General features: G+C 29.7%; 13 protein-coding genes. 2 read left to right on the top strand and 11 right to left on the bottom strand.

Annotated elements, in window-relative coordinates:
* Window positions 1-82: 82 nt before the first annotated feature.
* The 5 genes from AC2DZ0_RS14915 to ruvX all read right to left on the bottom strand — a co-directional run bounded on the left by AC2DZ0_RS14915 (window position 83) and on the right by ruvX (window position 3,589).
* Window positions 83-1,180 carry a glycosyltransferase family 4 protein gene (locus tag AC2DZ0_RS14915; RefSeq protein WP_484642731.1) on the bottom strand — a complete coding sequence of 366 codons (1,098 nt, stop codon included), beginning with the start codon at window positions 1,178-1,180 and terminating at the stop codon, window positions 83-85.
* Window positions 1,181-1,186: 6 nt separating this feature from the next.
* Entirely contained in the window at window positions 1,187-1,966 is a 780-nt protein-coding gene (gene mazG, locus AC2DZ0_RS14920) for a nucleoside triphosphate pyrophosphohydrolase (RefSeq protein WP_484642733.1), read from the bottom strand.
* Between the two features lie 101 nt (window positions 1,967-2,067).
* Window positions 2,068-2,484 carry a DUF5606 family protein gene (locus AC2DZ0_RS14925; protein WP_484642735.1) on the bottom strand — a complete coding sequence of 139 codons (417 nt, stop codon included), beginning with the start codon at window positions 2,482-2,484 and terminating at the stop codon, window positions 2,068-2,070.
* A 25-nt stretch (window positions 2,485-2,509) separates the two neighbouring features.
* The gene (gene def, locus AC2DZ0_RS14930; RefSeq protein WP_484490862.1) at window positions 2,510-3,097 is read right to left on the bottom strand and encodes a peptide deformylase; all 588 of its coding nucleotides are present in this window, start codon (window positions 3,095-3,097) and stop codon (window positions 2,510-2,512) included.
* A gap of 81 nt (window positions 3,098-3,178) precedes the next feature.
* The gene (ruvX, locus tag AC2DZ0_RS14935; protein WP_484642737.1) at window positions 3,179-3,589 is read right to left on the bottom strand and encodes a Holliday junction resolvase RuvX; all 411 of its coding nucleotides are present in this window, start codon (window positions 3,587-3,589) and stop codon (window positions 3,179-3,181) included.
* A gap of 65 nt (window positions 3,590-3,654) precedes the next feature.
* On the opposite strand from ruvX, the gene AC2DZ0_RS14940 reads away from it, so the two are divergent.
* Window positions 3,655-5,835 (top strand): glycosyltransferase, encoded by a 2,181-nt coding sequence (locus AC2DZ0_RS14940; RefSeq protein WP_484642739.1) that lies wholly within the window; start codon window positions 3,655-3,657, stop codon window positions 5,833-5,835.
* Between the two features lies 1 nt (window position 5,836).
* Entirely contained in the window at window positions 5,837-6,916 is a 1,080-nt protein-coding gene (locus AC2DZ0_RS14945) for a glycosyltransferase family 4 protein (RefSeq protein ID WP_484642741.1), read from the top strand.
* On the opposite strand, the gene AC2DZ0_RS14950 is transcribed toward AC2DZ0_RS14945, so the two are convergent.
* Genes AC2DZ0_RS14950 through AC2DZ0_RS14975 form a run of 6 tightly spaced genes read right to left on the bottom strand, consistent with a single transcriptional unit; the run spans window position 6,917 to window position 12,786 of the window.
* A complete protein-coding gene (locus AC2DZ0_RS14950) occupies window positions 6,917-7,828 on the bottom strand; it encodes a DUF5672 family protein (RefSeq protein ID WP_484642743.1) in 912 nt (303 codons plus the stop codon).
* A gap of 13 nt (window positions 7,829-7,841) precedes the next feature.
* On the bottom strand, window positions 7,842-8,819 hold the full coding sequence (locus tag AC2DZ0_RS14955; RefSeq protein WP_484642744.1) for a glycosyltransferase domain-containing protein: 978 nt from the start codon (window positions 8,817-8,819) through the stop codon (window positions 7,842-7,844).
* A 20-nt stretch (window positions 8,820-8,839) separates the two neighbouring features.
* The gene (locus AC2DZ0_RS14960; protein WP_484642746.1) at window positions 8,840-9,808 is read right to left on the bottom strand and encodes a rhamnan synthesis F family protein; all 969 of its coding nucleotides are present in this window, start codon (window positions 9,806-9,808) and stop codon (window positions 8,840-8,842) included.
* 9 nt (window positions 9,809-9,817) lie between these two features.
* Entirely contained in the window at window positions 9,818-10,834 is a 1,017-nt protein-coding gene (locus AC2DZ0_RS14965; protein ID WP_484642747.1) for a WaaS/CpsH family glycosyltransferase, read from the bottom strand.
* 5 nt (window positions 10,835-10,839) lie between these two features.
* Window positions 10,840-11,787 (bottom strand): ATP-grasp fold amidoligase family protein, encoded by a 948-nt coding sequence (locus AC2DZ0_RS14970; RefSeq protein WP_484642749.1) that lies wholly within the window; start codon window positions 11,785-11,787, stop codon window positions 10,840-10,842.
* A gap of 36 nt (window positions 11,788-11,823) precedes the next feature.
* The gene (locus AC2DZ0_RS14975; RefSeq protein WP_484642751.1) at window positions 11,824-12,786 is read right to left on the bottom strand and encodes a glycosyltransferase family 10 domain-containing protein; all 963 of its coding nucleotides are present in this window, start codon (window positions 12,784-12,786) and stop codon (window positions 11,824-11,826) included.
* Window positions 12,787-12,926 lie beyond the last annotated feature (140 nt).

Genomic DNA, 12,926 nt, shown 5'->3' on the forward strand with positions numbered 1-12,926 from the left:
GAGTAATAAGAAAATAAAAGAATAAAAAAGGTTCCATAGGGAACCTTTTTTTATTTTAAAGTAAATTAAAATCTTAATAATTTTATTTTTTTAATTTTTCATATTCTTCATTGTAGAGCTCTAGAGTTTCTTTGACAGTTCTATTTATAGAGTACATGTTTTTTATGCGATCATAAGCATTGTTTCCCATAGATTCTCTTAATTCTTTGTCGTTAACAAGTTTTAGAATAGCTAGAGCAATTTCTTTCGGGTTTTTAGTAGGAGCGATGATACCAGAGTCTGTATCAATAAGTTCTGTACATCCACCTGCATCTGTCATTACAATAGGTTTTTTTGAACACATTGCTTCTGTGATAGCCCTTCCAAAGCCTTCTCTATTAGATGTTTGTACATAAATGTCGATGCTTTTAAAAATAGAAATTGGATTGGATTGAAAACCTAATGCATGTATTCTATCTTTTAGAGGGTTGTTGTTTATAAGCAAATCAATGGCATTTTGTTGCTTTCTCATATCTCCGATCAAAAGAAATTGTATGTTAGTGTTTTTTGGAATATATTTTATAGCTTCAATATAATATTCAATACCTTTTACTTTCAGGTAATTAGCAGCTAAACACACAATGGTCGTGTTGCTGTCTGTTTTTAAATACGATAAATCCGCTCCTTTTGTATTTTTAAACCAATTAGGATTGTAGCCTTTAAATATTCTTACAGCTTTCTTTTTATTTGAAAAGAACAATTGTTTTTTAACATGTGTGTATACATAATCACTGTTACATATGATTTTATCTACCCTCGGACTTAAGTAGGTGAAATATGCGCTTGGATCGTGCCAGTGTAAACTGGTCGATCCCATGTAGGTTATTAGTCGAACATCTAGTTTTTTAATGGCAATAATTGTGTTCCTGAGAGCTTTACCGTCAAAAGCATGTATGATGTCAATACTATTCTCTTGAATATATTGTTTCATTCTATTGATATACTGTATATCTACCTTTGCGTTAGGGTAATCTTCTATACATCGGATACCGGCTTTTTCAAATTTATTTTTAATTTCTCCATTAAATTTTGCTACTACAATAATATTTACGTCCTTCTTTTTTAATCCAATTAATAATTCAAGTTGTGCTATTGATATGGTTAGGCTAGGTAAGTAATCTCCGGTCGAAAGTATATTCATAATAGTTTATTTAAAATGTTTTTTAGCCTCATTCCAATACACATCCATTTCAGTTAAAGACATTTCAGAAAGTTTTTTTTGATTTTTTTTTGCTTCTTGTTCTAGGAATTGAAATCTTTTAGTGAATTTTTTATTGGTTCGTTCAAGTGCGTTTTCTGGATTTACGTTGATGAATCTCGCATAATTGATCATTGAAAAAAGCACATCACCAAATTCTGATTCAATTTTATCGCTATTTCCGTTTTTTACTTCTTCATTTAATTCAGAAAGTTCCTCTTGAACTTTTTCCCATACCTGGTGGGGTTCTTCCCAGTCAAAACCTACACCGGCTACTTTGTCTTGGATTCGATTTGCTTTCACTAAAGCTGGAAGAGATTTGGGAACTCCTTCTAAAACGGATGTTTTTCCCTCTTTAAGTTTTAGTTTTTCCCAGTTCTTCTTAACGTCTTCTTCATTGGATACCTTTGTGTCTCCATAAATATGTGGGTGTCTATGAATAAGTTTTTTTACAATAGATTCTGAAATACTGCCCAAATCAAAAGAGTTTGTTTCTGATCCAATTTTAGCATAAAAGACAATATGTAAAAGTAAATCACCTAGTTCTTTTTTTATTTCCTCTTTGTCGTTTTCTAGAATAGCATCGGCTAGTTCGTAAGTTTCTTCGATTGTTAAATGTCTTAAACTTTCAAGAGTTTGCTTTTTATCCCATGGACATTTCTCTCTTAACTCGTCCATAACGTCGAGTAGTTTGCTAAAGGATTCTAGTTGTTTTTCTCTTGAATTCATGTAGGTTCTTTTTTTGAAAATTTAAACCAAAGGTACTATTGATATTTTAACACAAAAAAAAGACCTGATATTAAAACATCAGGTCTTTCTTTGTATTGGAATTATACTTCTTCCGTTTCTTCTGCTTCTTTGATACTTGAGAAGTCAAATTCAGCTGCTACTAAGATGTTATACCATTGCAATACTTTTTTAATATTTGATGGATAAACACGTTCCTGGTCGAAATCAGGTAGTATTTCAGCAAAATAACTTAAAAGTGTTTTGTTATCAGATTTATGACTGATAGATTCTTTACCCTCTTCTTTTTCGTTAATTGTAAGAAAGATGTTTCTTAATGGAACTTCTTCTTCGTAAGTATAAATAGCGATGTCGTTTAAAACACTCACGTTATGGCTGTTTGAAATAGGAAATTTCTTTTGATCAACTAACGATTGAACAACAAACCCTCCTTTAGACTGAGAGATAATATTGAATAAACCTGGTTTTCCGGTAATTGCTATTGTTTTAGTAAGTCCCATGTAATCTTATTTTGTAGTTTAAATTTTATTTTCGTTTTGCATTAGGAAATCTCATTCTGTAATCTGCATTGATTTTTCCTTTTGAAATGTTTTCTAGTTTTTTTTTGATCAATCGTTTTTTTAAAGAGGATAATTTGTCTGTAAACAAGATTCCTTCTATGTGATCATATTCATGTTGAAATACCCTTGCCGCTAGCCCTGAAAGTGTTCTTGTTTGTTTTTTAAAGCTTTCATCTTGGTATTCAATGGTAATATGTTCTTTACGAAAAACATCTTCACGTACATCTGGTATACTCAAACAACCTTCGTTAAAAGCCCATTCGTCGCCGGTTTCTTCAATTATTTTTGCATTGATAAAAACATGCTTGAAATCCTTTAAAACATTTCTGTCGTCTTCAGATAAGTCTTCATCATCACCAAAGGGAGAGGCATCAATAACAAATAATCTTATCGCTCTTCCTATTTGAGGAGCTGCAATACCTACACCTTGCGCATTATTCATTGTTTCCCACATATTAGATATCAGTTTATCTAATTCAGGGTAATCCGCATCAATTTCTTTAGCAACTTTTCTTAAAACAGGATCGCCATACGCGACAATTGGTAAAATCATAAGTAGATTTTTTTTGAATTATAGTTTGCAAAAGTACAAAATATAGGACTTGTTTGAAATTTATTTTTCCTTAATCCACCTTTACTTGTTGTATAAATAAGACTGTAATATTATTGTTGCGCTTATTTCATCTACAAGAGCTTTGTCCCTTCTCTTTTTTTTAGATAGACCACTGTCAATCATTGTTTGGAAAGCCATTTTAGAAGTGAACCTTTCATCTTCCCTAATTATTTCTACGAATGGAATTTGAGATTTTAGTTTGTTTAAAAATTGTTTTATCAAGGGTTCACTTTCAGATTCAGTGTTGTTCATCTGTTTAGGTTGTCCGACAACTATAATTTCTACATTTTCATCTTTGACATACTTGATTAAAAAGTTCAACAACTCTTTTGTGTTCACTGTAGTCAAACCTGAAGCAATCATCTGTAAGTCATCTGTAACAGCAATTCCAGTTCTTTTAATTCCAAAATCAATTGCTAAAATTTTTCCCATATGGAAAGGTATTTTGAGTAAGAGGCAAAGTTAAATATTTAATATATAATTCCTGTATTGATTAAATGAATATATATATTTGTTTTGTGGAAAAAGGAGAAGAAACATCTAGTATAAAAACCTTCAAAGAATTGACATTGTCGGTTATAATTGTCAATTATAAAAGTTGGAAACATTTAGAAAACTGTTTGAATGCATTAACATCAATGCTGAATCTATCATTTGATTTAGAGGTAGTTGTTGTTGATAATGATGGAGGTTCGGATGTGAGAGATAGGTTTATAGAGAGTTACCCTTCTATTTTATTTATCGAAAACACAGGTAATAACGGTTTTGCTAATGCCTGTAATTTAGGGACGGAAAAGGCTTCTGGGGACTACTTTTTGTTTTTAAATCCGGATACAATTGCCAATGCTACTGCCTTAGAAGCGATGATAAAGCTGGTGATTACTGATAAAAATGTGGGGATTGCTTCTTGTGTGCAGAAAAATGAAAATGGGACCAAAGAAAAACAAGTTCGTTTTTTTCCTGACATAAAGACCCTTTTTGGAGCTTTCAGAGCTTTATATCGATCTAGGAACCAAAAGAAAATTGAAACGGAATTTGAACTAGAGAAAAGAATCATTTTTCCGGATTGGGTTTCAGGCTCTGTGATGATGATGTCAAAACAATGGTTTGATAAATTAGGTGGTTTTAACGAAGACTACTGGATGTATTTTGAAGATGTGGATCTTTGTAAAAGAGTTGCCTTAAATGGGGGCAAAATTGCTTTATTAAGAGATGTAGAAATAGTTCATAATCATGGTGGAGCTTCTAGGATAAATGTGACAACTTCGGCATTAACGAGATCTCATGTTCTTATTTCAAAACATATTTATATATGTAACTATTTCAAAGGGAATAAGAAACGATTTATGCAGAGCTTATTGGTTTTGTATACCTTGATATTTAGATGTTTTGGTGCTGTTTTGGGGTTGTTGTTATTTTTTATTCCAAAAATGTTTTTACGCTTCTATGTGTACACCAATATGATTGGATATTATTATCAATGTCTAAGTAAATTGACATGGTTGAGTCCACGTTCTATGAATCATATTTCAAGGCAGGAAGCTATTATAGACCCTGCGTCTAATTTAAGAATTGGGTATGATGCAAAAAGAATTTTTCATAACAAAACTGGCTTAGGTAATTATAGTAGAGATTTGGTAAGTATTCTGTCTAAGTTTTATAGCTATAATCAGTATTTATTATACAACCCCAAAAAGAAAAAAATAGATAGGTTACCGAAAGCAAATAATTTAGTCGAAATTTTACCTAAGTCAAATTTCTGGAGAAAAAATTCTTCTGTATGGAGGCAGGGGCCTATTGTAAAACAATTGGTAGAGGATGGTATTTCAATTTTTCATGGACTTTCTGGAGAAATTCCAAGAGGGTTAAAATCAGTCAATATAAAAAGTGTAGTTACTATTCATGATTTAATTTTTATCAGGTATCCAAAAATGTATAAATATATGGATAGGAAGATCCATTTTAAGAAGTTTTTGTTTGCTGCTCAAAATGCTGATCTTGTGATTGCCATTAGCGAGCAAACCAAACGAGATATAGTTGAGTTTTTAGATGTTCAAGAAGATAAGATTCAGGTAGTTTATCAAGGGTGTCATTATTATTTTAAGGAGAAGCAAACAACAGTTTTTAAGGAATTCGTTAAAAATAAATTCGACTTACCGGACAAATTTATTTTAAGTGTTGGTACAATAGAAGAGAGAAAGAATTTATTGTTGTCGGTAAAAGCAATAAAAGACTTAGATGTTGTATTGGTTGTTGTGGGTGGAAAGACTAGGTATTTTGATACTGTTAGACGATTTATTATTGAAAATGAAATAGAAAATAAGGTCTTGTTTTTAGATCATGTTGAACTGAAAGAATTGGTAGCGTTGTATCAAATGGCAGAATTGTTTTTATATCCAAGCTTGTTTGAAGGTTTTGGTATTCCAATAATTGAAGCTCTATATTGTAAGACTCCTGTAATTACTTCTAAGGGAGGATGCTTTTCTGAAGCAGGTGGTCCAAATTCCATTTATATATCTCCGATTAATGAACAGGAGTTAAAGGATAGTATTATGGAGGTTTTGTCTAATGAAACATTGAAAAATAAAATGATAAACAATGGTTACGAATATGTTCAGAAATTTAACGATGAGCAAATAGCAGAGAGTATAGATGCGATTTATAAAAGTTTGATTTAGGATGAGGAAGAAAGTGTTATTAGATTTAGAAAGATTAAGGTACCCTAATTCAGGAATTGCAAATGTCTTTAGGAACCTTGTTCTTGGTTTGAAAGAATTGGAGGATAATGAGAAAGTCAAGGTAGCGATATATGGTCCAAAAGAAATGCTAGAGAGTTTAAATACTGATTTTATTGTAGTAGCTCGAAAAGCCATACATAAATTGGTGTCTTTTTATACTCTGAAATATGGTGTATTACACACAAGTCATCAGTTGTCTTCTTATTTTTATTATAAATATAAGTCTCAGAAAAAAATTGTGACGTTGCATGATTTGAATTTTTTACATGAAGATATTTCAATAAAAAAGTATAAAAAAGAATTAAAAAAAGTAAAAAAGAATATTGAGAATTCTAATGTAATTGTTTGTATATCTGAGTTTACAAAACAAGATTTATTAAATAATATAAAACTATTCAGTTTTAAGTTTGATCCTGAAATTGTTGTAATTCATAACGGAATGCAATTTCCGGATTTTAAACTCTATCCGTTAGGGAGATTTGATTTCTTGAAAAACAAAAAATACATATTAAATATCGGAGTGCTGTTCCCGAAAAAGAATCAGCTTTCATTAATTAAAATGCTACCTCATATTCAGGAGGATTTGGTTTTAGTAGTTTCGGGAGAAAAAGAAGAGTACAAAAAAGAAGTATTTGAAGAAGCTAATAAGTTAGGTGTAGAAAATCGTATTCATATAGTTAGAAATATTTCAGAACAAGAGAAGTGGGCTTTAATTCAAAATAGTATTTCGATGTGTCATCCGTCTTTAGCAGAGGGTTTCGGTATTCCTCCGATAGAAGCTATGTATTTTGGTAAACCTGTGTTTTTGAGTAACCGTACTAGTTTACCTGAAATTGGAGGTAGTGTTGCCAATTATTTTTCTTCTTTTGAAACGGACAAAATGTTAGAGGTTTATAAAAACGGAATGCAAACATACCAGGAAAATAAAGTTAATCAAGAGAAAAATTTAAATGATTGGGCAAAGAGGTATGATTATTTGGTGATGGCTAAAAATTATTTGGAATTATACAAAAGAATATAATTATTTAAGAATTTCTTTTAGTTGCTCGGTTGTTGTTTCTTCCCAGATTTTGTGACAACCAAAAGCATTTGAATTGAAAATGTTTTCTGTTGAAAAATTCAATGCCTCATTTAAAGTAGGCAAATTATATTTTTGTTTTTTTATAATTTGACATATGAAAACATCCTCAGGCATGTTATTTGGTCGAGAAATATTCTGTTCTATAATTTTTAACATCATAGATTTGGATCGAATTGACAACCCTCCATTTCCGACGGCGACTTTATTTTTTTTACGAATGTTTTTTTTCCAAGGAGCTCCTATATAGTCAAACTTCAAAAAGAATGGATCTAGTTCTTTGAATGATAGAGCGTCGGTTTGATAAATAAGTATTTTGTCGCTTTTTATTTTTTTCCAAAAGGCCTGTGAGAGCAAAATTTCATTATAATTTTCAATATTTATATTTTTGACGTTAAGGTTTTCAAATTGAATATTCTCGTACTCTTTCAGTTCGTCTTTGACAAATTTTTCATTATCCAAACCATGATAAACAATAAGTGATACTCCCAAATGTTGCGTGTTTTTGATTATGTTTTGAGTAACAACTTTAAAGTGTGGGTGACATCTAGCTTCAACTATTACGGCTGAAAAATTAGAATTAGTTTCAATATTTAGATGGAGGTTCTTATATCGATTTTTAAGTGTTTTTTGTAAGTAATTATCCCATACCAATTTGTTTTTGGTGGCTTTTGTTTTTTGAATACTGATTAAAAGCTTTTTAATATCTCTTTTAGAGTATTTGTTTTCAATGATTTGTTCTTTAATCGCTAAGAAATCTTTTGAGGGAATTTCAGGATTTGACACAAATCTTCGGTACCATCTTGGTATTTGAGATAGAAAATATAGTTGTTTGATTTTATCTAAAAATTTCATTTTTCTTAGTATTCTAGAGCTCTTTAGTGACGGATGTACTGTGGATTATGTTTCTTATTTGTTTCTTGTTTGATTTTTCGGAGAGAATTTTTTTTCTAATAATTACTTTCTCTTTTTCAGAAATTGGATTCTCAGAGTATCTTTTGATCCAATCTCTTAGTTTGAATAAAGTATACGGAAGCTTTAGGTAAAAGATGAAATATTTTAACGTATTAGAAATTAATATTTTGTATATAAATGGTAGATGTTTTTTTAGAAATATTTCTTGTTTTATTTTTTTTAAATCTTTGCTGAAATCTAGTTTATGATCAATCCATCTAAACCAAGGGTTTCCTGATCTTAAGTCTCCGTTTAAATATTCTAATTTGTTGAAGTTTTGTTTCCAAACACAATAATTGAAACTTAGTTGATCTCTTCTACTCCTATTTAAAACAAAATCCCACCATAACTCCATCAACTTAATAACCTCTTTGTTGTGATGGTTTCTAATAAGAACAGCTGCAAAAATTAATCCATTGTTTTTAGGATAGTTTTCTTGTCGAAAGAAATTAATTTGATCATCCATGGATTCCAGTTTATCTCTAAATACACCAAATTTTTTTGCAATGTAAACCAATTCATTGTATTCCTCATAAACGCAGTTTCTTTTGTCTAAGATTGTTTGATTGTGATCAAAGCATACCATGTCAACACTGTTTAATTTTTCTCTGACCATTGCACTAAAATCTGATATAATTAGATAGTTAGCATCTATATAAATACTTTGTGCGTAATTGTCTAGTATTTTATGTGGATTTAGTTTAAAGTATCTATTAGATCTAGTTAAATCATTTGGGTAAGGAGCTTTTGTAGAAATTATTTTCCAAGAGTTAGATTGTATATCTTGATCGGTATAGCAAATATAGTCTACACCTTCGAACAATGGTTGTTCTATTAGTCCACTGTAATTTCCAAAAAGAGCAGTGTACACTACAAGTTTGTTTTTTCTCATGAGCTAAATAATTTTTTGATCTAATGTTTTTTGTAAAACCATATTTTGTTTTTGATTTCTTCTTTTGAAAGTTTCTTCTCTATACTTTCAATTAGTATTTGTTTGAAATGATTAAATGTAATTATTCTTTTAGTTATTTGTTTATACCAAAAAGGTATTTTAAACAAAATATAGGGATTATAAAAATGATTTATGGCCAACTTCTTTTTTTTAGTATCGAGATAAGTTTTATATTTTTTTAAGTTTTCGTCAATTAGTTTTATTTCGAAATTTGGAAAAATTAACGATATAATAGTAGGGATTTTTTCGAGATTTTCTAAATGATACGGGTTTCGTGTTAATAGGCTTCGTTTTAAAAATGGAAATCCTTTCTTCATCAGCTCTTCCCAGTTTCTTGCCGGGTCATGTTTAAAATCATCATCATTTTCCTTGAATACCGATCCGTATTTAAATCCAGCTGCATGCAGTTGTTTGGTTAGTCCATGTTCGTATTTTTTAATAATATATTTTCTTGAATTTTCCTTTTTTACGGATTGCATAAATTCTCTAAACGTCTTCGATAGAAAAACTTTACGATTCAAGGAGATGAAGTAGCTCTGTAGATGAGGTTCAGGATGAAAATTATTTAAAGTATATCCCCAGAAATCTATAGGCTTATTTTCCATGAGATCAAATGTTTCTTTTAAGTCTTGAAACGGGCCATAACATGAATCATTGACTAATAACAAAATGTCATAGTTTTTTAAAATGTTTTTTTTTGAAACAAAATCAAAACTTTTTTTATGGGATCCAAAATCATATTCACCATGTTTTTCATGAAGACAGAATAATGTATGCTTTTTTATTTTATCTAATTCATTTTCTTCTAAATAATTATCTGCAGAAAAAATAATATCTGAATACTTATTTAATTCTTTTAAAAAATAAATTACATAAGAATCAATTTGATTATCGGGATCAAAAAATGAAAATAGTGTTAATCTTCTCATAGGATGAAGTTAAGAAACTTGATTTGAATTCAAACTTAAGACCTTGTCTATCCAATTTGTAAATCCGTATTGTTTCACAACGTTTGGTGCTATTTTTTTATGAGGTGTCTCTAAAAAGGTCTTAAAAATAAGTGGGTTCTCAGGAGGCCATATGAATATATTTTCTGGACAATAGAAATCAAATGAAGTTACAGTTTTGTTTGAAGTAATTAATTTTTTTTCAAACTGTAATGATTCAAAAATTCGAAAAGAAAGTCCGTTGTGATCCGGTATTGAAAAATCAACAATAATTTTTGATTGAGTAATGTTTAGAATATTCTCATCGTAAGAAATTAATTTTTTGAAAAAGTATTTTTTTTCTATAATTGATTTGAGATCTTTCGGGTTTAAAATGTTTATATTCAATTTTAAAGGAAGTTGCTCCACTGTTTTGATAAAATTATAAATATCAGATTCTCTGGATTTCATAAATGTTCCTAAAAAATATAAATCATAGATTTCTTTTTCTTGCTGAGTTGGGAGATAATCGAAATAAAAATTTGTTATTGGGGTGATTGAATGGTTAGAACTTGACGCGTCTAGATTGTCAAAAGCGTAAAAACGATCAAATAAATGAATGTAATTGTTAATATCAGGGTAACGGTCAAGACCATCCCATTGATATCCACTCATGAAATTTGATTGTTTTTTGATTAACTTGATTAGCTTTTTCGGGTATAAGTCAGCTCTAATTACAAGGCTATAGTCTACTTTGTTATTTGATTTTTGGAGCTGAGAATATGCTTTTTTGAATTTATATTTTTTAGTAAGTTCTGTCTTGTAGTCTTTTTTTTGTGCGAATAATTTGAACCAAAAATTAATTATTCTGTCTAAAGTGTTTTTGTAAGTGAATGGTTTGTGGTCTTCTTGGTAATCTATAAAAGTAACATCAAATCCACATGCTTCGAGGTTTTTTATAATGTTCAAATATATGCCATAAGATTTTGGGCAAGCTAAAATGATAGATTTATCATCGTTTCTTTTCATACACTTTATTGATTCTTTATTGGTAGTATTATTTCTTTTCCAAAATCATCATCCCATTTTAGTGGGGCGAATTTTAAAAAACCTGAGCCAGGATGAAATGTGATTTCTCCAAAAAACATTTTTCCATTAACTTCATAAAAATCTATTCTGGAAAAATAAAAAGGTTTTGACAACAAAAGAGCGTTTTTTATCATTTTTTCAAAGTTTAATGGTTTTTCATCAATTGTTTTGTTCGAGTGCCTAGATTTAATTGGTAAAAGGTCCCATTCTGCGGAGTATAAATTTCTGTATGGAATCTTCGAAATAGTTGTGTCCACTTGAATAAAAATAATTTTACCTTGAGAACAGTGAAACTTATAGTCTTTAATAGGTTCTTGGTTTTCTGATATAAGAAGTTTTTCAACTATAATTCTCGGTTCAATGTTTTTATATTGCCATTCTTTTAAGTTGAAATAGTAATTGAATGACATGGCTTTTTTTAAAAGTTCTTGAGTTTTTTTCCAGTCATAGTTGTTTTTGTTTTTTATGATAAGAGCTGTACCACTATCGTGATTTGTTTTGACAATTACTGGATAGTCAGGTAGATTTTTCTCGTTTATCTCAGAGGACTTTTTTGTAGAGAAAACTAAAGGAATTAGATAGTTGGCACCTATTTTTTTTTCTATGTATTTTCTTACTAAATATTTGTCTGCACAAATGGTATGGAGTTTGGTTCGGTCATTTAGTTTTAACCATTGAAGCTTCTCGTTATATGTTTTTGGGGAGTGTATATTTAAAGGGTAATTTAACCGTCTATAGAAATCATTTTTAATGAATTCCTCATCTTCGTTTGGAAATAAATATTCGAATATAAAATCTAATATAGAATTTAGAAATTTACCTCGGTTGTATGGACGAAATTTTAGGTACTTACGTCGAAATTTGTTTTTTAAATAGTTATTACCCCATTGCATAATTTATATATAGAATTTGAATCTAGGTTAACGAAATTATTTAAATTTTAAAAATTGCTTCAATGATCTTTTGTTTTTCTTTGGTTTTTGAAAAGACTCAAAATGTCTAGTAGTCCAATATCCTACAGGTTTTCTTTTTGCTTGATCGAAATCTTGACTGAATATATTGGCTAAAAAATCTAAAAACCTATCTTGTTGGTTTTGATAAAAACCAGGTTCAAGGAAGATGCTTTCAGCTGAGTTTAACATTTTTAAATACTTGTCTTTATCCGTGTCAATTTCTTTAACCTTTTCTAAGACATGATCAAAAGATTCAAAATCGTGACAATTGATAAAACCTTCTGGGTTTATTTCTTTTGATACGCGAGGATTCCCCCAATAGATTGGGATCGATTTTGCTTGGAAAGAAGACATTATTTTTTCCGTCGTATATCCGTTCATTATAGAGTTTTCAAAAGACAGTGAAAATTTGTAGTTAGATTTGGTGTCGATACTTCCTTGGTACCAATTACCTCTTCTGGGTTCTATTATTTCAGGTGTGTTTTTAAGGTGTTCTCCAAGTGAATCAACTTTTTTGTAGGTATTTAATAGATGGAAAAATTTATCACGGTTTGGGTGAGCCTTTGGGTTCATGTAAATGAAATTACAGAATTTTCTAGAGAATGGTTCTTTTATTTCATTCACTGAAACGCCACGCTGCATTGTTAATGCTAAATTTAAAAATCTAAAATATCTATCATCATATGCAAAATCATCAAACCCAACAGCGTAATCAAAATAATTTAAATCTGGAAATATTGCTTCACCAGGAATGAAAATTGTAATTTTATTAGTAGTCTCGACAATGAAATTGTAAGGTTCAAAAGAACCTATGAAAACGTAATCAGAATCATTCGTAACATTTACAATAAATCTTTTATTTAATAATTCAACAATCCAATTGTTTTTTTTATCGAAACCTGAATCAAATCCTAAAAAATCTATATAAATTGTTTTCATGTTTAAATAAGTTTTTTGTTTCTAATTTGTTTGTAGTTGTCTTATGAGAATTTTGTTTTGTACATTTGCTTTCTTTATTTAAGGTTTGCTAGAAAGCCGAAAAAATCTACAAAGATTGAAATGTTTTGAGGAAACAAATT

Source organism: Flavicella sp. IMCC45668 (assembly GCF_057219105.1).